We start from the raw sequence: 21919 nt of genomic DNA on the forward strand, positions 1-21919 counted from the left end.
TTTTGAAAACTTGCTTGACGACCCCCTGAAAAACCCGTTTAATGCGCCCCGTTGCCCAGATAGCTCAGTCGGTAGAGCAGGGGATTGAAAATCCCCGTGTCGGCGGTTCGATTCCGTCTCTGGGCACCAAATACCGAAAACCCTGAATCGCAAGATTCAGGGTTTTTTTATGCCTGGGATTTGTTCAGGCCCGGCTACTCGTCGCCCTTCCAGGTAAAAACCAGGTTGCGCGGCGAGCCGCGTCCGACGTCTGTGGTATCGCGCCGCTCTTCGCCGTTACGCGTTGCAACAACGGTGTACTTGCCAGGTGGCAGCTGCACGTAAACCAGCGGGCCCGCCTGGGTGAGTGTCAGCACGGTTTGCCCTTGGGCCTTCTGCACAACCACATCGACGTCCGGCACATATTTGCCTTCCGGCCCGATGGAAAACGTCATGTGCAGGTTGTAGCCCGTCGCTTGCTGGATGGCTTTCGCCTCATCCACGCCGATACCGCCAGACAGGTAGGCCACTCCGTTTTGATCCTGCCGTTGAACCTGCACGCCTGAATTATCCACAGGCTCAAGGCTGGCAGCCTGCAACATCACCGGGAACATCAACAGGCCCATGGCAGCGATGGGCAACAGCAACGCATGAATAGGTTTCATAGGGGGGACTCCCGAGCTCCACGGAGCTCAATCGTTACCCTTATTTGGATTTGCTGCCGACCGTCCTGGTTTCAGATTGATTAGTGCTTGAGCTCACTGCGAATTGGACTACACATGGTTTCCTCGGGTGCGGATTGCCGTAGGAGCGATCCTGCAAATCCAATCGGACTTTCCTTCCGGTTTTACAGCCGCGCCCGGCATCCCCGCCCCCACCGTCGCTGCCATCCTCTCCTGCCTGTTCATCCCTCGGCGGAAGATTTCATGAGCCTACCCAAACCTGAAAGCACGCAGGACCTTCAACTCGCCTCGCTGTTGGGCAATCTTGGCGAGCTGATCCGCCAGGCCCGGCAGAAAGTGCTGCGAACGGTTGATACCGTGCAGGTGCAAACCTGCTGGCAGATCGGACGCCATATCGTGGAGTTCGAGCAGGAAGGGGCTCGACGGGCGGAGTATGGGAAGCAGTTGCTGGCAACGCTGGCCCGGAATCTGACAGAGGACTTTGGCAAAGGCTTTGACGCCTCCAACCTTCGCTATATGCGCCTCTTTTATAAGGCGTTTCCAATTCGTGACGCACTGCGTCACGAATTGAGCTGGACCCACTATCGCAGACTGCTGCGAGTCGACAGCGACAAGGCACGCCGTTGGTACATGAACGAAGCCGCCAACCAAAACTGGTCGAGCCGCGCCCTGGAACGTCAGATCAACACCCTCTACTACGAGCGCTTGCTGACGAGCCGTGACCGGGCTGCCGTAGAGCAGGAAGCCGCCAGCAACATTCAGAAAATGAACGTACAGCCCAGGGACTTCATCAGGGATCCGGTCATGCTGGAGTTTCTGGGTATGCCCAACACAGGCTTGAACCAGGAAACCAATCTCGAGCAGGCATTGATCAACCAGCTTCAGGCCTTCCTGCTCGAACTGGGCAAAGGATTTGCGTTCATCGCGCGCCAACAGCGCATCAGCACCGACAGCAAAGACTTCTACATTGATCTGGTGTTCTACAACTACCTGCTCAAGTGCTTCGTCATCTTCGATCTCAAACGCGGCGAGCTGACCCATCAGGACGTTGGCCAGATGGACATGTACGTTCGAATGTATGACGACCTCAAACGCGGACCGGAGGACGGGCCCACCGTTGGCATCATTCTCTGTGCGCAAAAGGACGAATCGGTGGTGCGCTACTCGATGCTGAAAGACACCGAACAGCTTTTCGCCAGCAAATACAGGACAGTACTGCCCAGCGAGGAGGAACTGCGCGCGGAACTGGATCGGGAACGGGCCGCGCTTCAAGACCGCGCTCTGGCCATGGATTAACCACGGACGATTGTCCACCCGCCCCGTGAAGACTATCGTTGGCAACTCCCCGCAAAGGTTCGAAGTCGATGAATGTGCAGGACACGTCACTGGCCCCCGCTCAAATCGAGTCGCCGCTGCCAGCCTCCGCTTCCGGCGAACCGTTCAGGGAGCCCGCGGCAGACGGCTTTATCCTGGGTGGCTTCACCTGGCGGCACGCCTCTCAAGACACTGCTCGGCCGGTCGTCATCATCAACGCCGCCACCTCGGTGCGCTGCCGACACTATTCACGCTTCGCCGACTACCTGTTCTCCAACGGCTTCGACGTCGTCACCTATGATTATCGCGGCATCGGCGAATCGCGACCTGAGTCTCTAAAAGGATTGAAGGCGTCATGGTCCGACTGGGGCGCACTGGACTTCCAGGCGATGCTCGAGCGCGCTGAGCGCGAATTCCCCGGCCAGCCCATCGACGTGGTCGGCCACAGCTTTGGCGGCTGTGCAGCGGGCCTGGGGGTGTCCGGGAAGATTATCCGGCGCCTGGTGACGGTCGGCGCACAATTCGCTTACTGGCGCGACTACGCGCCGGCTCATCGCTGGCGCATGTTCGGTAAGTGGCATGTGGTGATGCCGTTGATCACGATGATTTGCGGCTACTTTCCCGGCAAACGCCTTGGTTGGCTGGAAGACACGCCCGCCGGGGTGGTTCGCGACTGGGCAATGCCCACTACTCGATATGAGACGCGCCCCAGCGGCCGCGCGCTCAACGCAAAAATCGGCCAGATGCCCTTCGCAACGATGACTGCGAACACCCTGGCGATCAGCATCACGGACGATCCCTACGGCACGATCCCCGCCATCGAACGCCTGCTCGGTTACTTCACCGGCGGCACGAACACCCACCTGCGAATCGCCCCCGAAGACATCGGCGAAGAACAGGTCGGACATTTCGCCTTTTTTCGCAGCGCATACCAAGCCACACTATGGCCCATAGCATTGTCCTGGCTGCACAGTGGCGAGCTGCCCCGCGATACGCCCGGGCGGATAGTGCCGCGCAGCGAATCCCTTTAACGCACGATGGATCAAAACCCATGGGCTCCGCCAACAAACAGCAGAAACGCGCGACCCGCGCCAAAGCCAAGGCCAAGCAGAACCGCACCCAACGGCCTGCCGCGCCGGTCGAGCTGGACCCGAACGATGATCGCATCGACTTCGAATCGGTGGACCTGACCGACCTGTTCAAAGAAATGATCGACGCCGAAAAGATCAGCCAGCAGGCCATGTGCACGGTGTTCCTCGAGCACCCGCTGCTCGCGCTGGTGCTGCTGCAGGAAGGCGAGGAAACCGCCACGGACTTCATCATTGCCGCGCTGATCGAATATCGCCAATGGTCTACCGAAACAGACGAAGCCGGCGCCCTGGCCTGGATCGAATCCCCAGCCTTCCAGGTTGATTACGTCGCGGCTTCCGCAGCCATCGCCGCCCAAAATCCACCGACACCGAACTGAGTTCCCATGGCATCCCTGAACAAGCAGCAGAAACGCGCCAAGCGCGCCAAGATCAAAGCCAAACAGATCAACATCCACGGCCGAAAACCCGCCGCACTGGACGATGAGCTGGGCGACATCGGTGAGCCAATCCCGGAATACACCCTGGCGATGTTCAGCAAAATGCGCGACGCCGAAGCCACCAGCCGCAACGACATGCTGCTGACACTGTTGTCGAACCTCGCCGACATCATCAACGAGCATCCAGAACTGCTGGACATGGAAAACGCCGACAACGAAGCCATGGCCGCGACCCACCTGGCTGCCGACATGCTGATCGACTACCGCATGTGGGCCGACGGCATGGACCGCGACACCGCTCAGGCGTGGCTGACCGATCCACAGTTCATCACCGACTTCGGCGATGCACTGGACAGCTATCGTCAGTCGCTGGAGGCGCGGGAAGAAAAGAGCGAGTAATCGCCTTTGAGTGAAAACAAAAATGGCCGCATGTCCTTACAGACCGCGGCCGTTTTTCTGAGACGTGGCAAATAAACCATTTGGAATGACCTTTTGTCAGTGCCGATGTATATCCCGTTGACATATCCCTCTAGAAATCTACTCTGTGAAGGACGAGACCGTTAGAAACAGGGAGGCCAAATGGAACAGACAACACTTTTCATGAGCAATCGAAGCCAGGCTGTCCGCCTTCCCAAAGCCGTTGCAATGCCAAGCGATGTAAAAAGAGTGAACGTAATTGCTATCGGCAGAGCTCGCCTTATTACTCCCGCGGACGAGACGTGGGATAGCTGGTTCGACGGAGGCAGCGTAAGTACAGATTTCATGACCAATCGTGAACAACCCATCGATCAGGAGCGTGAATCGTTCTGATGATCAAGTTCATGCTCGATACCAACATCTGCATTTTCACCATCAAAAACAAACCGCAAATTGTTAGAGAGGCTTTTAACCTCCATGACGGGCAGTTGTGTATTAGCGCTGTCACGCTGATGGAGTTAATTTACGGTGCCGAAAAATCGGCAGCTCCCGAAAAGAACCTCGCGGTGATCGAGGGCATGGCGGCACGCCTCGATGTATTGCCCTTTGACAATGAAGCCGCTGCGCACACCGGAATGATTCGATCCGAACTCGCAAAGGCTGGAACCCCCATAGGCCCCTATGACCAGATGATCGCCGGGCATGCGCGCTCACGAGGGTTGATCGTGGTCACCAACAACAGGCGAGAGTTTGAACGGGTCCCAGGTATACGTGTGCAGGACTGGACTCAACCCGATTAAATCGAGCATCGAAAAAAACGGCCGCCCGTCCTTACAGACAGCGGCCATTTTTTTGCAAACGTCAAACACCCATCAGGCAGCAACAGCATCCAGGCGTGGAATTTCCATGCCGATCTTGGCGCTGGCGTAGCTCAGGTCGCCGCTGGCGATGGATTGAGCCTTGAAGCCGGCGCCGATCAGGTCGCGCACGTAGAGCTTGTTGTAGATGAACATGAACACGAAGTTGCTGAGGCCGAAGGTGAAGCAGGCCAGGACGAACATGATCGCTGCATACTTGATGTCGCCACGGAACAGCGGCGGAATGAAGCCAAAGAAAAACACGGTCCACGAAAAGCCGATCGGGGCTTCCTTCATGGCACCCGTGTTAGGGTTTTTGAACACAACCGATGTAAACGCCATGCCTGTCTCCTTGATGCCCCAATGGGTTGGCTGAATGGCCGGGCTATCTCCATGCAGCGCTGGCCGTGGCTGCCACGCAAACGGCAGGCGCACGCAAATGCATCTGTGAAACGCGGCAGATGAGAGAGCAGGCAAAAAAGTCGGGGGCTTTAGCCGGGAAGGCTGGGGGCGTCGAACAATCCATGTCCTGAAACTCCATCGTACCCGCAACAGCGAGATACACATTCGGCGAGAAGGCTACTATTTAGACATCATCGTGTCCATCACCAGGCCAACCGATAAAGCGCTTGAATGAAAGCAGAAACGACCGCGATCATTTCTGATGGCGGTCGTTTCAGGTACAGCGACAGCGGCCGTGAGACTCAGCGCGTCACGGCGGCAACCAATGGCTCATTGCGACGGCGGCGAGCCACGAACAAACCAGCAGCCACCACGCATAGACTCAGTACACCGGTTGCGAGGATTTCCACGCGATGGGCTTCCTGAAACAGCATGACGGTCAGGGCCACGATAATGAAGATGATCACCGCATAGGTCAGGCCCGGGAACAGCCACATGCGGAAGGCGATCTTTTCACCGCGGGCCATGCGCTGCTTGCGCATGCGCAGTTGCGAAAACGCGATCACCAGGTACACCAGCAGGGCGATGGCGCCGGAACTGGCCAGCAGGAATTCGAACACGGCGGCCGGGGCCACGTAATTGGCGAATACCGCGAGGAACGCAGCAGCGGTCGACAGCATCACGGCCCAGTACGGCGTGCCGCTCTTGTTGGTGCGTTGGGAAACGGCCGGCGCATCGCCGCGCTTGCCCAACGAGAACATCATGCGCGAAGCGGTGTAGAGCGCCGAGTTCAGGCAACTGGTCACGGCAACCAACACCACGATATCGACGATCAGCTTGGCATTCGGGATGCCCATGCGTTCCAGCACGGTCTGGTAAGAACCTACGGCAGCCAGTACCGGGTCATTCCAAGGCACCAGCGCCACGACGATGAAGATCGAAACGAGGTAGAACAAGCCAATCCGCCAGATCACCGAGTTGGTAGCCTTGGAAATCTGCTGGCCCGGATTCTTCGATTCCGCGGCCGCGATGGTCACGATCTCGGTGCCCATGAAGGAGAACATGGTGGTCAGGATCGCGCCCAGCACCGCGCCCATGCCGTTCGGCAGGAAACCTTGGGTGTCGAACAGGTGCGACACACCGCTGACCTGACTGGTCGGCAGGAAGCCGAAGATCGCCAGAATGCCGAGACCAATGAAACCGATGATCGCCACGACTTTGACCAGGGCGAACCAGAATTCGAATTCACCGTAGTTCTTCACGCTGAACAGGTTGGTGATCGTCAGCAGCAACGTGATGACCAGCGTGAACGCCCAGATCGCCACATTCGGGAACCAGGCGTGCAGGATCGTTGCGGCGGCGTTGGCCTCCAGCGGTATCACCAACACCCAGAACCACCAGTAGAGCCAGCCGATGGTGAAACCGGCCCAGTGACCGATCGCGCGATCGGCGTAAGTCGAGAACGAGCCAGTGTCCGGCGAGGCGACGGCCATTTCGCCCAACATGCGCATAACCAGAACGACCAGTGCACCCGCAGCGGCGTAGGCCAACAGCACGGCCGGGCCTGCGGCGGCGATGGCGTGGCCGGAGCCGACGAACAGGCCGGCACCGATAACCCCGGCGATCGACAGCATGGTCACATGACGCGGTTTGAGCCCCTGTTCGAGGCCATTGGAGCTTGGGGTACTGCTCATTGAAACTACCTTTGTAAGGGAAAGCGATGTGCATCCATCCCGTCTGGTGTTCCTTCTCGTAAAAAGAAACCAACGGGACGTTCTGGATTCTGCACGCAATAATTGCGCCAAAATGTTACAGACTGGTCAAGCGCGGGGGCTGTGGCGTGACCGGACAGTCATCGCAACCCATTGAGATTAATGGCAATTCGCCAGAACGTTACCCTGCGACCCACTTTCAAGAACGAATCGGCGCACCGGAAACACGCAGAAAAAAGGCTCGACGCACGATAAAAGTGCGGATAGAGACCCTTTGGCCGGATAGCGCTTCCAACACCCGGCCAAAGCTGGCAACATCGCGCCCTTTTTGCGCAACCCACCGCGCTTTTCATTGGCAAGCCGCTGTTCAAACGGCTGTTCGGTTGATAGCAGCGCGACAGTCTGCTGTACCGATGCGACAACCGGCCACACACCGCCCGTTTACCGCCCGTAGCGCTGTTGGCTGCCGTTCAGACGCTATGCTAGGTTGGCCGCCTCGCCAGGAAGGCCCGCCAACAGCAGGAGCGAAACACTATGAGGAATGCACATGGCTGAGGCCGCGCCCGCGCTTGAAATCCGCAACTTGCACAAACGCTACGGACAGCTTGAGGTGCTCAAAGGCATCTCGCTGACCGCCCGCGACGGCGATGTGATCTCGATCCTGGGTTCCTCCGGTTCCGGCAAGTCCACCTTCCTGCGTTGCATCAACCTGCTGGAAAATCCGCAGCAGGGCCAGATCCTGGTGGCCGGCGAAGAACTCAAACTCAAAGCCGCCAAGAACGGCGAACTGGTCGCCGCCGACGGCAAGCAGATCAATCGCCTGCGCAGCGAGATTGGTTTTGTGTTTCAAAACTTTAATCTGTGGCCGCACATGAGCGTGCTCGACAACATCATCGAAGCACCGCGCCGCGTGCTCGGCCAGAGCAAGGCCGAAGCCACTGAAGTGGCTGAAGCCCTGCTGGCCAAGGTCGGCATTGCCGACAAGCGCCACGCCTATCCGGCGCAACTCTCCGGCGGCCAGCAACAACGCGCCGCCATCGCCCGCACGCTGGCGATGCAACCCAAGGTGATCCTGTTCGACGAACCCACCTCCGCCCTTGACCCGGAAATGGTCCAGGAAGTACTTAATGTCATCCGCGCATTGGCCGAAGAAGGTCGCACCATGCTGCTGGTCACCCACGAAATGGGCTTCGCCCGTCAGGTGTCCAGCGAAGTGGTGTTCCTCCACCAGGGCTTGGTAGAAGAGCAAGGATCGCCACAGCAGGTGTTCGAAAACCCGCTTTCGGCGCGCTGCAAACAATTCATGTCCAGCAACCGCTAACGGAGCTACCCGCATGCAGAACTTCAAAAAAATCTTCCTGGCTGCCGCCGTCACCCTGGCGTTCAGCGCCGGTGCCGCCGCCGAGACCTTGAGGATGGGCATCGAAGCGGCCTACCCGCCGTTCAACAACAAAGATGCCAGTGGCAATGTCGTCGGCTTCGACAAGGAAATCGGCGACGCCCTGTGCGCCAAGATGAAAGTCGAGTGCACCGTGGTCACCTCCGACTGGGACGGCATCATCCCGGCCCTGAATGCCCAGAAGTTCGATTTCCTGATCTCCTCGATGTCGATCACCGACGAGCGCAAGCAAGCGGTGGACTTCACCGACCCGTACTACTCGAACAAGCTGCAATTCATCGCCAAGAAAGACGTCGACTTCAAGACCGACAAGGATTCCCTGCAAGGCAAAGTGATCGGTGCGCAACGCGCGACCCTCGCCGGCACCTGGATGGAAGACCACATGGAAGGCGTTGAAACCAAACTCTATGACACCCAGGAAAACGCCTACCTCGACCTGACTTCCGGTCGACTGGACGGCATCCTCGCGGACAAATACGTCAACTACGAGTGGCTGAAAAGCGACGCCGGCAAATCCTACGAATTCAAAGGCGACCCGGTGGAAGAAAGCGACAAGATCGGCATCGCTGTAAGAAAAGGCGACCCGCTTCGCGCGCGACTGAACCTCGCCTTGAAAGAAATCGTTGCTGACGGCACCTACAAAAAGATCAACGACAAGTACTTCCCGTTCAGCATCTACTGATCCTGACCTGCCTGACTGGCGCCGCTCACTGACGGCGCCCGTCCTTGGCATTGCCTGCCGCGATTTGAAAAGAAATCCATGATTATCGACCTCTACGGATTCGGCCCGGCGCTCGCCGCTGGCGCGCTGATGACTGTGAAACTGGCACTCTCGGCCCTGTGCCTCGGGCTGGTGCTCGGTTTGCTCGGCGCCTTGGCCAAGACCTCCCCGTACAAGCCGCTGCAATGGCTTGGCGGCACTTATTCGACACTGGTCCGCGGCATCCCGGAATTGCTCTGGGTGCTGTTGATCTATTTCGGCACGGTCAACATGATGCGTGCCCTGGGCGAACTGTTCGGCAATCCCGGCCTTGAACTCAGTGCCTTCGCTGCCGGCGTGATTGCCCTGGGCCTGTGCTTCGGCGCCTACGCCACGGAAGTGTTTCGCGGCGCAATCCTGGCAATCCCCAAAGGTCACCGTGAGGCTGGCGTGGCCCTGGGCCTGTCGAAGCTGCGCATCTTCACCCGGCTGATCATGCCGCAGATGTGGCGCATCGCCCTGCCCGGCCTTGGCAACCTGTTCATGATCCTGATGAAAGACACCGCGCTGGTCTCGGTCATCGGCCTGGAAGAAATCATGCGTCATGCGCAAATCGGCGTGACCGTGTCCAAGCAACCGTTCACCTTCTATATGGTGGCCGCGTTCATGTACCTGGGCCTGACGATTCTCGCCATGACCGGCATGCACTTCATGGAAAAACGCGCCGCACGCGGCTTCGCGAGGAGCGCCCAATGAACTGGGAAGTCATCATCAAGTGGCTGCCGAAACTGGCTCAGGGCGCGACGCTGACCCTGGAACTGGTGGCCATCGCCGTGATTGCCGGGCTGTTGCTGGCGATCCCGCTGGGCATCGCGCGTTCGTCGCGACGCTGGTACGTGCGGGCATTTCCCTACGGCTACATCTTCTTTTTCCGCGGCACGCCGTTGCTGGTTCAACTGTTCCTGGTCTACTACGGCCTGGCGCAATTCGACGCGGTCCGTAACAGCTCGATGTGGCCGTACCTGCGCAATCCGTTCTGGTGCGCCACCGCCACCATGACGCTGCACACCGCCGCCTATATCGCCGAGATTCTGCGCGGTGCAATTCAGGCGATTCCACCGGGCGAGATTGAAGCAGCACGGGCGCTGGGCATGTCCCGGGCCAAGGCGCTGTTCTACATCATCCTGCCCCGTGCCGCGCGCATCGGCCTGCCGGCGTACAGCAACGAAGTGATCCTGATGCTCAAGGCCAGTGCCCTGGCCAGCACCGTGACCCTGCTGGAACTGACCGGCATGGCGCGCACCATCATTGCCCGCACGTATCTGCCGGTGGAGATCTTCTTCGCCGCGGGCATGTTCTATCTGTTGATGGCCTACGTGCTGGTCCGCGGCTTCAAGCTGCTGGAGCGCTGGTTGCGCGTCGATGCCTGCCAGGGGCGTTGATTCCCAGGTGTTGACGGGCGAGGCCCTGCTCGCCCGTTTCATGGCGCTGGATACTTTTCTGATCGAGCATCAGGCGCTGTGGAAACCTCGACCGTTTACTCATCTACGGCTTCCTTGGGAAACGTCCTACCCGGATTTGGCTTCATGGCTACGCGGCAGGTCGCTTGAGGATGCAGAAAACGCCCATCACCAACCAGCGCTTCTGGACGCACCGGAGCCGTTTGCAACCTTGGCGGCGCTGTCGCTTGAGCTGAGCACGCTGGGTCAACTGCCGACTCATACACTTGCAGCGGCCGGGCATCGATTGAACGTCGATGTGCCGGGGCGCAAGTGGCAACAGATCGAGGCGTTTGCTAGTCGGCTTTCGTTTGCCACACCGCCGACGCATTGGCTGGATTGGTGTTCTGGCAAAGGCCACTTGGGTCGACGGTTGTTGCAGACTGGTCAACAGCTCACCTGCCTTGAACATGACCCGGCGCTGGTCCTGAGCGGCCAGGCACTTAGCCAACGTCATCATTTGCACGCGCTGCATGTCGAGCAGGATGTGCTCGCGACCAGTACCGCCTCATTACTGAATTGCGACCACACGCCGGTGGCGCTGCACGCTTGCGGTGATCTGCATGTGCGGTTGATCCAGCTCGCCAGCGCCGTCGGGTGCAAACAACTGGCCGTGTCGCCTTGCTGCTATAACCGAATCAGTCGGAGCGACTATCAGCCGATGTCCTCGGTGGCAGCGCGCTCTGTCCTACAGCTGAACCTCGACGATCTCTTGCTGCCGATGAGCGAAACCGTCACCGCCGGTGCGCGCGTCCGACGTCAGCGCGACACATCCATGGCCCGCCGCCTCGGGTTCGACCTGCTGCAACGGCAGTTGCGCGGCGTCGATGAATACCTGCCCACCCCCTCGTTGCCGACTACATGGCTGGATAAACCGTTCTCCGAGTACTGCCATCATTTGGCCGCATTTAAGGAGTTATCCACAATCGGCCCGCAGGATTGGTCAGCCGTCGAAACCGCGGGTTGGCAGCGACTCGCACAAGTGCGCAATCTGGAGCTGCTGCGCGGACTTTTCCGACGCCCGCTGGAGCTTTGGCTGGTGCTCGATAGGGCTCTTTTCCTCTCCGAGCAGGGTTATGCCGTTCGCCTCGGAACCTTCTGCGAAACCCCGCTCACACCGCGTAACCTGCTGGTGCTCGCAGAGCGCACTTAACTCGCTCCAGCCTGTGGATAACTCTGTTGATGGAATTATCGTGGATCCAATATTCGCGCCTGTTTCAGGGGTGAAACGCTATTGTTCAATTTTCGTACACCCTGATAAAAAACCGAAAAAACAGGCATTTGCGCACAAATGAGAACGGGTCCACATTTTCGAGCCAAGTCAAGTGCGCTCGACTGCCCGTTGTGCATAAGCGTTAAGCCAAAAGAACATAAACGACCTGGAAATCCTCGACTATCTTTGCCAAGCGTCAGAATTCTCTGACATCAGGGACTAGCATGGAGCTAAGCAAACATGAGCACATTGAACAGTGCGCAGGAAGCCGTTGATACCGTCGCCAACGAAGCCATCGAGGCGGCGCTGCAGCAAACCTTCGCCGTCGGCGGCGCCATCATCAACAACGCAACGGGCGAGGTCATCGCCGCCATGCACAACAACGTGCTGATGCCATTCCCGGGCAGCGGCACCCCCTACTTTCTACCCCATGACCCGACCGCCCACGGCGAGCGGCAACTGGTGGACTGGTACTACGACAATGTCGCACCACTGAACCTGCCGCCGCCCGATCAGCTAACGATCGTCACCACGCTGGACCCGTGCGCCATGTGCGCCGGTTCGCTGCTGACTGCAGGATTCAACGTCGCCGTCAGCGCGATCGATGACTACGCCGGCATCAACTACAACAGCCAGTTCACCTTCCCGTCACTGCCGCCGAAAATCCGCCTGCAAGCGCAAGCTACGTGGGGTTACTACGGCGTCGCGGCACCGGTCAGCCGTGCCTATCAAGGTTCTACGACCGCCCCGGTGTTTGGCGGTCAGTACATCGATTCGCCGGCGTATTTTCTCTGCAGCTCGATCTTCTCCGCGAGCGTCAACACCGTGCGTGAAGCCAGCAACAATAGCGGCTTGCCACCAGATCAATTGCAAAACCCCGCCAACCTGCCCGCCACCAGCAAAGTGCGCCAGGCACTCACCGCGCTCAGTCCGTTTGCGCTGACCGTGCAATCGGCGAACCCACGCGACCCCGGCGCGGAGCTTGCCCCGCCGCTGTTGAAAACAGCGCAGCAGGGCAAAGTGTTCAATTCGGTCGCGCTGATTGATCCGTTCGGCAACCTGCTGGCCTGCCTGGCCGGCGCCGAGGACAAGTCGCCCATTCGTACAGCCTTTATGGAAACCACCCGCGGTTATGCGCTCATGCGCTGGACCCTGATGAATGATCCCGACCCCGCCGTTCGCGCCGAGGCCGGGCAATACCTGACGCATCCGAAGTACGGCGCCTTCGTCTTCCTCTACGCCCCCGACCCGACCACACCGCAAGCCGTCATGACCTTCGGCGCCTATGGCTCGACCATGGAAGGCCCCGTGCCGCAAAGCTATCCGTCCAACCTGCAATACGTGCTGCTGCCGGGCAACACCACCGCACAAGCGTTATCGACACTGGCCCAGAACCTGCCGCCGTTCTACACCCAAAGCGTACAAGTCGCCCCCGCGCAGGTGCTGAGCCAGGACCTGATCAACGCCGTGAAAAACGGCGTGTGATGCAAGGCGGGCCGGCCCCGCAGAAGGATATGCGGGGCGGGTCTGACGGCTGCGTAAAAATAGTCTGAATTCAGGGGTTTACAGAAGCTATCCAATCGCTATAATCGTCGCCCTAACACGCCGGTATAGCTCAGTTGGTAGAGCAACTGACTTGTAATCAGTAGGTCCCGGGTTCGACTCCTGGTGCCGGCACCATATAAAACAAAGCCCTCGTAGAAATACGAGGGCTTTGTTGTTTCTGGGGTATTAATGTCTCTGGAAACACTTCGTAGTACCCCCCTCGCACTATTTCGCATCACTTCCAACTTATCAAAACCTCCCGAATCAATGACTTTGCATCAAAGATTCACTTTCCAAGCTTTATGCTAAATTATGAAATAGCAATAATTATGGCGTATCCATAAAAAGGGATAATTGCATGAGCAGCATCTTTCAGCGCCCTGAACTGGCTGAATCAATGGCAAATCAGCTTCTTCATCCTGGTGTACTTGATGAAGGTCTACGCTCAGGCCTGTTCCTCTCTGGCCTGCGCCGCACAGGCAAAACGACTTTTCTGAGAAATGACCTGATCCCTGCCTTGGAAGCAGCAGGCGCTCTGGTCATCTACGTCGACCTATGGAGCGACACCCTGGCCAACCCGGCTACGCTCGTGCACAACGCCATCTATAAAACATTGAAAGACCTGCAGACGCCGGGCTCTTCCGTCCTAGACGTCCTCAAGCGCGTCAGCAACGTTGATGTTGGCGCTGCGGGATTCAAATTCGGGTTCAAACTCGACAACATTGGTAACGCCGACGGCCCCACGCTGGCGCAAGCACTGACAGAGGTCGTCGATCAGGCGAAGACCGATTTGGTACTGATCATCGACGAAGTGCAGCACGCAATGTCCTCTGACGATGGCAACCAGCTGCTTCTGGCACTCAAGGCCGCACGCGACGCCATCAACCCGCGCCCAGGTACGCCAGGTTACTTCCTGTTTATAGGAACCGGCTCGCACAGGGCGCAAGTAAGCGAATTAACCGCCAAACGCAACCAGGCGTTTTCCGGCGCCACGTCAACCGCCTACCCGGTGCTGGGCGGTGATTACGTGGAGTTCCTGCTCAACCGACTCGCCATGACGGTGAACAAGAAAAAGCTGCCGTCCCTCGAAGTCGCCATCGAGGCGTTCAACACCTTGGGGAATCGACCTGAGGAAATGCTCAAGGCCCTGCGTCAACTCTTGCAGCAGGACGGTGAACCCGACCTCTTCCTACCCGTAATTGCCAGCACCTTGCGCTCGGCGGCTGCGAGCATTGAGCTACAGAAAGTCGAGCAACTGGGCAGTTTGGCTCTGGCAATTTTCAATAAAATCGCCTCTACAGAAGGCGATGCACGCGGGATCTTCTCCACCGATGCGGCAGCAGAGTATTCAAAGTCAGTGGGGCGCGAGGTGCGGGTTGAAGAGATTCAACCGGTGGTGATTGCGCTGGTAGCGGAGAACATCATCATGCGGCGCGGGCATGGCATTTACGCGATTACGGATCAGTTTGTCCAAGAAATTTGGCTGGAGGAGCGGGCTTTGATTGAGGGGAGTTAGAGGGCGAGCTAAACGACAGCGACCCAGGTAGGCACAACCTTTAAGGCTACGCCACACGGTGGTGGTTCTCCCAAAGTGCGATTAGCGTCCGGTGGCTCGCAGGGTCACAGCGATGTGATGGATGCCTACTTTTATCAGTATGCCCACTGCGGCAACTCATTCCCTTTCATAGCTGCCCTGCAGCAACCTATCCGCTTGGCCATTCCCGTGCGCCAACCTGCGCCCGTCTCTTTCTCCCGGAAAGAGACGGGCGCTCCTATCGCTACTGCAGCCCAACTCGTACAAGGCATTGCGGCATTCCCCCTCGTGACAATCGGTGTGACAAACACCGAAGTCACCAGCAACAGCGATGCAGATGATGGAGCCGCAGCCCACGGAATGGACTGCACCTGACTGACAGTCAGGCATGCCCCGGTCATCGCTTCACTGCCTTCATCCGACTCAGGATCTCGCGGCGCTGGTCTCGTCAGCCAGTGCAGCCTGCACCCCGCCCACTTATTTGGAAGTATTCAAGAGGCCAGATCATGTCCAAATTCCCGTTCGTAAAGAGGCGTCAGTCCCGCGTGATGGACATTCCCACAGGTCGCAGGGGACTTGATCCCTGATAACACTCAGCATTCTTGGCGGGATGACGTGGGGGATATATGTATGTCTGTGATCGAGGCTTTTGAACATAGCAGTCATAGGCCCGTTCGCTTCGACGCATCAGGGACATGAGCAGGAATGGTGAACATAACAGGACGGCTGGATACCCAAGTCCCCTCATCAAGCATGGTGCTTTTTTTTATCGCGCCGACGGTGGCATACTGACAGTACTTAATAAACCCATCGGACGGGACAGAAAATGACATTTCGATTCGCATTGGAAAGCGATGACTCCCTGATAGGGCCAGCTTCAACAGTCATAGAAATAGCCTATCAAACCCACCGAAAATTTAAATTTTTCACATCTGTCTTGCTGAATAATTTCATTCGTACTGAAAAAAATCTGATAGCGGCGTTCAACTCATATGTTAACGCGCCCAGAAAACATCTACTCCAAAGATTTTCTAAAACAAATTCGCGAAATATTAGACTAAAGCCCCTAATTTTGTACTAGGTGCCTGACAGCCTTTTAGAGCCATCAATAATATTAAAAACCGCTTTGTGCACAGGAAAAAAAAATGGCTTCTCTAGTAAATGTTTTTATCAGCTACAGCCATGAAGATCAAGAATTTCACGATAGCCTTGTAAAGTACTTAACCAATATGCAACGACAGGGCGAAATATCCGCATGGACTGATAGAAAGATTACCGGAGGTAGCTCATGGAGAAACGAAATTGACAAACAACTTGAGGCCGCCGATATTGTTTTGTTGCTAGTGAGCCCTGATTTCATATACTCAGAATACTGCTACGATAAAGAGATGAGTGTAGCACTAGAGAGACATAAATTAAAACTCACCAGAGTCATACCAGTATATATTCGCGTCACAGATGTAAAAGGCTCAGTCGTAGAAGAATTACAAGGCTTACCCACTGATAGAAAGCCAGTGAACAAATGGCAAGACAAAGATGAAGCATGGAAAAATGTAGTCGAAGGTTTACGTTCAGCAATCGCCGAATACTTAGAGGCTAGGCCGATGAATGAATTAGTGACTAACAATGGCAGAAAACCCAGCTTCTCCGAGTCTCATGAACATTGGCTCGATGATACGGAAGTGACGTTAACGCACCGTGTTGTGGACAAGGTTAAGCTTAGCAAAATATACGAAGAACCGGATCTTCTTGTAGTAAATAAGAGCTTCACTAGCAAGATAAGAAAAAGCATAAGCGCACACAATTTAATAAAAGATTCAAATTTATCCATCGTCATCGGAGAAGAGCAAGCCGGAAAAACGTCACTTGCTAAATTCCTCTGCCGTCAAATAAATGAAGCCGGCCATCTATCCGTGTATATAAATGGTTGCGAAGTGCGCTCTGCAAATATTAACGCACTCATTGAGAAGCGTTTAGCCGAACAGCACACATCTACAGAACAACTTAAAAAGTCCTCCACAGAAAATATCACTGTAATTATCGACGATATACATCTGCACGGACTAAACAATAAACATTTCGACCAGTTAATATCAACGCTAAAATCCACATACCCGGCACTAGTTTTTTTTGCCAAAGACACATTTCGATACGTAATACCAGATCATGAAGAACTGGAAATTTTCAATATTTATCAGATCAATGACTTCGGTAATTTTAAGCGCGCCAAACTTATAGAGCGATGGGTTTCTTTGGGTGTCGAAGAATCTCTGGATGAAGCCGCGATGTATAAGGAATGCGACGAAATAACTACAAAAATCAATTCAATAATTCGGAAAAAGCTTATTCCGTCTAAGCCCATATTCATTTTATCCATACTTCAAATGCTTGAAGCCTATACATCGCAACGCTTAGATATGACATCCCACGGCCACTGCTATCAGAGCTTAGTCTACCAAGCGTTAGAACGAATTGACATCAAGCAAAAAGAAATTGATAAATACATGAATGTAATGACTGAGCTTGCATGGGCTCAGTACAAGAACGAAGGAAAACCGCTTACTACGAGCACCCTGTCAAGTTTTTATGATAGTTACGCGCAAGAATACTTAAGCGTCGATCGCACTAAAGTTACAGAAGATCTTCACAAGTGCAACATCTTAGCATCAAAAGACAACTTGATCTCATTCAAGTATCCATATATATACTACTTCTTTGCAGCCAAAAAGATAGCTGACTCGTTCAGCAAAAGCGAGCTTATAAAGACAGAGATCAAAAAGCTCTTAGAAGGGCTGCATCGTGAAGACTACGCGAATATAATTATCTTCATCACTCACCATACAAAAGAGAGCTGGATTCTCGATGAAATAGAAATGTGCCTAATGGAGCTTTTTAGCGACCATGCGCCCGCAACATTAGAGGCGAAGGACACCGCGTTCCTAGAAGAGTTCTTGAAAGAAATTCCGAAATTAGTAATTGAAGAGCGAAAAATCCAAGAGGAACGTGAAAAACACCAACAGTCATTGGAAGCAGAACAAGATAGTGAAATTGAAATAACAGGCCCTCAGCCCGAGGATCGTGACGATAATAGCTTGTTTGCAAATATCAATAAGGTTTTCAAAGGATCCGAACTCATTGGGCAAATTGTACGAAACCGACATGCATCCCTTAACAAGTCGGAACTATCGACCCTATTAAAAGAATCATACAGTTGCGGACTTAGATTTCTGCAATTCTTTATAGATATATCAGACATCGCAAAAGAAGAGGTAATCCAAACAATCGCGCAGCAGATTCGCGAAAATCCATCTCAAACAAACTTTGCAATTGAGAAGGAAGCTCGAGGCGCTTTTCTCCTTTTCACATATAGCGCTATTTATGCAGTTGTAAGAAAAATTGCCAGCTCTACTGGCTGTGTTGAAGCTGAAGAAATTTACCGTGCCATCGAATCAGAAACACCAACGCCAGCTATAAAGCTTATAAACCAAGCGATAGAACTAGACTTTCATAAAAAGGTTGACCATGAAACCCTCGAACGACTGGCAAACGAATTTAAGGGCAACATAGTATGCGATCGGATACTGAAGGAGATTGTAATTCAGCATATCTATATGTTCCCAGTCGAGTATCGAGATAAGCAAAAAATATCCTCTTACTTAAGCCTACCAATGGAAAAGCTGCAACAGCAAGATCTGGATAAGAAATCCAAAATGCTGGACACAAAAAAATGAGCAAGGAATTAAACTTCCAATACCCCAGTATCTATATGCAGGCCAGAACAAACTCTTCTGTATATCAAAAGGCAAACCACGCTCTACTCATTGCGAACCTAATTATTTTAGTTGCAGCAGCAGGAATTGAAGCCTTTAAGATCGAGTGGCTGAGCAATCTTTATCCAAAGACTGTTCTTTTATCTGCAAGCATTTTACTAGCGATAATCACAAAAAAACTCTCGCTCGAAGAAAAGTGGTACGCCGCGAGATCGCTATCGGAAACAGTGAAAACTTTAATTTGGCGCTATAGAATGGGCGCGGCACCATTCAATAGCTCTGGAGTGGAGCAGGGCCTGTTGCTTCTGGAGCGTTTAGAGGCGGCATGTTTAGAAAGTAATAGCCTCATAGGTTCTAATAAATTCCACCTAAATAAGAACGACCCTTTACTTGCAGAAATCAAGCATGCTGAGGACCTATCAACGGATAACATCACCACCTATATTGAAAATAGACTTACCCCCCAACTCAAGTGGTATTCAACCAAAGCAAAGCGCAACTCAACGATGTCTCGAGTGTTTTTTGCAACATTCATTACCTGTAACTTTTTTGCAGTTCTCTGCTCTGCATGGCAAGAGACTGACACTAGTTTCACATTGCCGATTACAGGCCTACTTATTGCGATTTCAACAGCTCTTATTGGTTGGATTGAGTCAAAAAAATACAGCGAACTGGCCGCAGCCTATTCATTAACTCACGGTGAAATTGAACTTCTACATTCAGATATTCATGACATCTCTAGCCGCGAAAATTTTTCTGCCTTCGTCAATGACGCAGAATCGTTATTCTCACGCGAGCATACGCAATGGGCAGCAAAACGTAGATATATCAGAAAAATTTAAGCTCCAGCTTGCTCCCTACTTTTCCATGACTGGGATTTTTGGTCAAAGGATAGTTAAATAGAGAAAAATCTTCTCACATATAATAAAAACACAACAACCAGATAGTTAGTAGTAGCTACTACTCCTAGTGTCGCACTATATAAAACAAAGCCCTCGCAGAAATACGAGGGCTTTGTTGTTTCTGGGACGTCCACTTTCCGTCCGCACATTGCAATCCGGGTAGCGAATTTTTTCGCGATGAACGTCAAGCAAATCGACAATCTACGCGCCGAGACAAAAGCTGCCTTTCTCAAAAACTAAAAAGAAACAACTTCACCCAAACAGCATTCTTGCCGATGGTCCTTGCCCACAACGGCAATCGAAGCTCCCGCCTCCACAACTCCACCGCCGTCATGATCTTCGTTCCATAAGTACCGTGGCGCCAGCGCTCCTTACCGACACTTCCGCATTCTGGCTCCAGCGGCGGGCGCGCATTGACGCAACTTGGTCATTGGTGGCGAACTTTCCTTCATCAGCCTCTTGTACCGCCAGTTCAATCTGCGCAGTCAAAGCTCTCTCGTGCTCGATGTAGTCGCGAAGCACATCCATCGCCAGATACCTCACGGTTTGGCCATTCGTATTAGATAGATCGGTGAGCGAGTTCGAAAGGTCTTCCGGCAGGTTCAGAGATATCCCGGTCATGGCAGCCTCGATGGTGGCGGTTGATGAACATCCTACACGGGCAAGCGCTCACTTGGATTAGCAGGTTGCCGCGACGATATCTCACAATTTTTCGCAGTAGAGCCAGATTTTAATAAGCAACGCTCGCCAGAGAACCGCGAGATAAATAGATACCAGCTAAATGACTTCCTACCCGTTATTGCCAGCACCTTGAGCTCGGCGGCTGCGAGTCCACCCGCCCACTTCTTTCATTGTGAGAAATTTTCTCAACTCACGCTCGAAAAGCACCCCATGAAGCCTCCGGCGTGGGACGTATTACATGCCTAGGCCAGCTGTTTAACTGCGTTTAGCTTCACTTCTTGTAAGCCACACAACCTTGCGTCATTGCCTACAGGTACGCCAGACTTCGCCGGCTTGTGCAGCCTAGCCATGGGTTTTACCGTTACCTCCGCCACTGCTCATCAGTGGCCGGGCTTAGCGGCCCGCGGTAAATCTGCTGCACATGCATCATCCATCAAAGGCGTTTTCATGCCTGCGGTTTGATGGTGGCTGTGCGCAGGGCGCCCTCGGGCGCACCGGCTTTGCTGATTTCCCCGGTCCGCTAACCTGCGTGCAGCTGCCACCCTTTTCGCTTAGCGGCGGAAACGGTTGGCACCAACAAGGAAATCAAATATGAGCAAGGTAACCCCTGATCCCCCAGACGCAGACAAAGCAGCGCCGCATCAAAGTCAAAATCCAGCAAAGTCCGACAAAGCCACCAACCACGACATCGACGACCATCACTCCTCCTTCACCCACATCAAAACCATCCCACGCACCCCATGCAAGATGTTCACCGTCAACCCAGAAGTCGATCTGCAAGAACTGCTGGGCTTTTCCAGTGAGGCGCTGGCGTCGGCTTGCGTGATCATCATGGATAAGGCGGACCTCGAGACAGGCACCGTTCGCAATACGCTGCTGGGCGTTCACATGATCATTTCCGATGTAGAAATCTCGGTGAACCGCGCATTGGACCATCTCGACCCGGTTGAATAGAACGCGGTCGGATCTACAGTCGATCCGCGCAAAACAAAGCCCTCATACGAGGGCTTTGTCGTTTCTGCAATTTGGAACGCCAGACCTTAGTGCCCAGCGCTCTGCCCACCATCCACATGCAAAATCTCACCCGTCACGAAGTTGGCCGAGTCCAGGTACACAACCGCCTGCGCGATATCACTGATTTCACCCATATGCCCAACCGGATGCAGATTCCCCAGCGCTTCATGGGTTTCCTCACCATGCATCGGTGTCTTGATGATGCCAGGCGACACCGCGTTCACCCGAATCCCGCGCTTGGCGTATTCGATGGCCAGGGATTTGGTCGCCGCGTTCAACCCGCCTTTGGTCAGCGAAGCCAGTACCGACGGCACGCCGTCGATGGCGTGGTCGACCAGGCTGGTGGTGATGTTGACGACGTGGCCTTTGCCTTGTTTTTCCATCTCGGCGATGGCGAGTTGGGTGATGTAGAAGAAGCCGTTCACGTTGACGGACAGCACGTTGGCGTAGTCTTCAGCGGTGTACGCGGTGAACGGTTTGGCAACGAAGATGCCGGCATTGTTGACCAGGGTGTCGATGCGGCCAAAACGTTCGATGGCTTCGCGGATGACTTTTTGCGCGACTTCCGGGTGACCGATGTCGCCGGCCACGGTGAGGATGTCCGGGTCGGTGGACGGTTTGATCGAGCGCGATGTGGCGACGACGTAGTAATCCAGATCGCGGAACGCTTTGACCATGCCGGCGCCAAGACCTTGAGAGGCGCCTGTGATAACGATGACTTTTTTCGAAGTGCTCATGATGAACCTCCACTCATAAATGATGATTGAAAA

At 54.7% G+C, this 21919-nt stretch carries 21 protein-coding genes and 2 tRNA genes; 18 read left to right on the forward strand and 5 right to left on the reverse strand.

Annotation, left to right across the window (positions count from 1 at the left end):
- Nucleotides 1-53 precede the first annotated feature (53 nt).
- A tRNA-Phe gene (locus NTD84_RS11750) sits at nucleotides 54-129 on the forward strand.
- Nucleotides 130-194: 65 nt separating this feature from the next.
- On the opposite strand, the gene NTD84_RS11755 is transcribed toward NTD84_RS11750, so the two are convergent.
- Nucleotides 195-644: a carboxypeptidase regulatory-like domain-containing protein gene (locus NTD84_RS11755; protein WP_262165436.1), complete on the reverse strand. Its 450-nt coding sequence runs from the start codon at nucleotides 642-644 to the stop codon at nucleotides 195-197.
- Nucleotides 645-905: 261 nt separating this feature from the next.
- On the opposite strand from NTD84_RS11755, the gene NTD84_RS11760 reads away from it, so the two are divergent.
- The 6 genes from NTD84_RS11760 to vapC all read left to right on the forward strand — a co-directional run bounded on the left by NTD84_RS11760 (nucleotide 906) and on the right by vapC (nucleotide 4721).
- A complete protein-coding gene (locus tag NTD84_RS11760; protein WP_262165584.1) occupies nucleotides 906-1958 on the forward strand; it encodes a YhcG family protein in 1053 nt (350 codons plus the stop codon).
- Nucleotides 1959-2026: 68 nt separating this feature from the next.
- Nucleotides 2027-3007: an alpha/beta fold hydrolase gene (locus NTD84_RS11765; protein WP_262165439.1), complete on the forward strand. Its 981-nt coding sequence runs from the start codon at nucleotides 2027-2029 to the stop codon at nucleotides 3005-3007.
- Between the two features lie 20 nt (nucleotides 3008-3027).
- The gene (locus NTD84_RS11770) at nucleotides 3028-3444 is read left to right on the forward strand and encodes a hypothetical protein (RefSeq protein ID WP_262165441.1); all 417 of its coding nucleotides are present in this window, start codon (nucleotides 3028-3030) and stop codon (nucleotides 3442-3444) included.
- Between the two features lie 6 nt (nucleotides 3445-3450).
- Entirely contained in the window at nucleotides 3451-3903 is a 453-nt protein-coding gene (locus NTD84_RS11775; RefSeq protein ID WP_262165443.1) for a hypothetical protein, read from the forward strand.
- A 180-nt stretch (nucleotides 3904-4083) separates the two neighbouring features.
- Entirely contained in the window at nucleotides 4084-4314 is a 231-nt protein-coding gene (locus tag NTD84_RS11780; RefSeq protein ID WP_262165446.1) for an antitoxin, read from the forward strand.
- Nucleotides 4314-4721 carry a type II toxin-antitoxin system tRNA(fMet)-specific endonuclease VapC gene (vapC, locus tag NTD84_RS11785; RefSeq protein WP_262165448.1) on the forward strand — a complete coding sequence of 136 codons (408 nt, stop codon included), beginning with the start codon at nucleotides 4314-4316 and terminating at the stop codon, nucleotides 4719-4721. Before NTD84_RS11780 ends, vapC begins: the two co-directional genes overlap by 1 nt.
- Before the next feature lie 72 nt (nucleotides 4722-4793).
- On the opposite strand, the gene NTD84_RS11790 is transcribed toward vapC, so the two are convergent.
- Together NTD84_RS11790 and gabP are read right to left on the reverse strand one after the other, a co-directional pair.
- Nucleotides 4794-5120: a hypothetical protein gene (locus tag NTD84_RS11790; RefSeq protein WP_262165451.1), complete on the reverse strand. Its 327-nt coding sequence runs from the start codon at nucleotides 5118-5120 to the stop codon at nucleotides 4794-4796.
- Between the two features lie 362 nt (nucleotides 5121-5482).
- A complete protein-coding gene (gabP, locus tag NTD84_RS11795) occupies nucleotides 5483-6874 on the reverse strand; it encodes a GABA permease (RefSeq protein WP_262165453.1) in 1392 nt (463 codons plus the stop codon).
- Between the two features lie 565 nt (nucleotides 6875-7439).
- Between gabP and NTD84_RS11800 the strand changes: the two genes are divergently transcribed.
- From NTD84_RS11800 to NTD84_RS11845, 10 genes are all read left to right on the forward strand, one after another.
- Nucleotides 7440-8213: an ABC transporter ATP-binding protein gene (locus NTD84_RS11800; RefSeq protein WP_262165455.1), complete on the forward strand. Its 774-nt coding sequence runs from the start codon at nucleotides 7440-7442 to the stop codon at nucleotides 8211-8213.
- A 13-nt stretch (nucleotides 8214-8226) separates the two neighbouring features.
- A complete protein-coding gene (locus tag NTD84_RS11805; protein ID WP_262165457.1) occupies nucleotides 8227-8973 on the forward strand; it encodes an ABC transporter substrate-binding protein in 747 nt (248 codons plus the stop codon).
- Between the two features lie 78 nt (nucleotides 8974-9051).
- The gene (locus NTD84_RS11810) at nucleotides 9052-9747 is read left to right on the forward strand and encodes an ABC transporter permease (protein ID WP_262165459.1); all 696 of its coding nucleotides are present in this window, start codon (nucleotides 9052-9054) and stop codon (nucleotides 9745-9747) included.
- Complete coding sequence (locus NTD84_RS11815) at nucleotides 9744-10433, forward strand: ABC transporter permease (protein ID WP_262165461.1); 690 nt, start codon at nucleotides 9744-9746, stop codon at nucleotides 10431-10433. The genes NTD84_RS11810 and NTD84_RS11815 overlap by 4 nt, the downstream gene beginning before the upstream one ends.
- Nucleotides 10414-11643 carry an SAM-dependent methyltransferase gene (locus NTD84_RS11820; RefSeq protein WP_262165463.1) on the forward strand — a complete coding sequence of 410 codons (1230 nt, stop codon included), beginning with the start codon at nucleotides 10414-10416 and terminating at the stop codon, nucleotides 11641-11643. Before NTD84_RS11815 ends, NTD84_RS11820 begins: the two co-directional genes overlap by 20 nt.
- Before the next feature lie 300 nt (nucleotides 11644-11943).
- Entirely contained in the window at nucleotides 11944-13188 is a 1245-nt protein-coding gene (locus NTD84_RS11825) for a nucleoside deaminase (RefSeq protein WP_262165466.1), read from the forward strand.
- A gap of 119 nt (nucleotides 13189-13307) precedes the next feature.
- Nucleotides 13308-13383, forward strand: a tRNA-Thr gene (locus NTD84_RS11830).
- Nucleotides 13384-13606: 223 nt separating this feature from the next.
- Nucleotides 13607-14764, forward strand: coding sequence for an ATP-binding protein (locus tag NTD84_RS11835; RefSeq protein ID WP_262165468.1), 1158 nt, complete (start codon nucleotides 13607-13609; stop codon nucleotides 14762-14764).
- Between the two features lie 1163 nt (nucleotides 14765-15927).
- Nucleotides 15928-18513 (forward strand): TIR domain-containing protein, encoded by a 2586-nt coding sequence (locus NTD84_RS11840; RefSeq protein ID WP_262165470.1) that lies wholly within the window; start codon nucleotides 15928-15930, stop codon nucleotides 18511-18513.
- Nucleotides 18510-19394 carry a DUF4231 domain-containing protein gene (locus tag NTD84_RS11845; protein WP_262165473.1) on the forward strand — a complete coding sequence of 295 codons (885 nt, stop codon included), beginning with the start codon at nucleotides 18510-18512 and terminating at the stop codon, nucleotides 19392-19394. Before NTD84_RS11840 ends, NTD84_RS11845 begins: the two co-directional genes overlap by 4 nt.
- 390 nt (nucleotides 19395-19784) lie before the next feature.
- Here NTD84_RS11845 and NTD84_RS11850 read toward each other — a convergent pair whose 3' ends face one another.
- Nucleotides 19785-20075 carry a CopG family transcriptional regulator gene (locus NTD84_RS11850; RefSeq protein ID WP_262165476.1) on the reverse strand — a complete coding sequence of 97 codons (291 nt, stop codon included), beginning with the start codon at nucleotides 20073-20075 and terminating at the stop codon, nucleotides 19785-19787.
- Nucleotides 20076-20726: 651 nt separating this feature from the next.
- On the opposite strand from NTD84_RS11850, the gene NTD84_RS11855 reads away from it, so the two are divergent.
- Nucleotides 20727-21089 carry a DUF6124 family protein gene (locus tag NTD84_RS11855; protein ID WP_262165478.1) on the forward strand — a complete coding sequence of 121 codons (363 nt, stop codon included), beginning with the start codon at nucleotides 20727-20729 and terminating at the stop codon, nucleotides 21087-21089.
- 86 nt (nucleotides 21090-21175) lie between these two features.
- Here the strand turns inward: NTD84_RS11855 and NTD84_RS11860 are convergent, their stop codons facing one another.
- Entirely contained in the window at nucleotides 21176-21886 is a 711-nt protein-coding gene (locus tag NTD84_RS11860; protein ID WP_262165481.1) for an SDR family NAD(P)-dependent oxidoreductase, read from the reverse strand.
- Nucleotides 21887-21919 lie beyond the last annotated feature (33 nt).

The sequence above is a fragment of the Pseudomonas sp. 14P_8.1_Bac3 genome (genome assembly GCF_025466085.1).
Taxonomy (GTDB): Bacteria; Pseudomonadota; Gammaproteobacteria; order Pseudomonadales; family Pseudomonadaceae; genus Aquipseudomonas.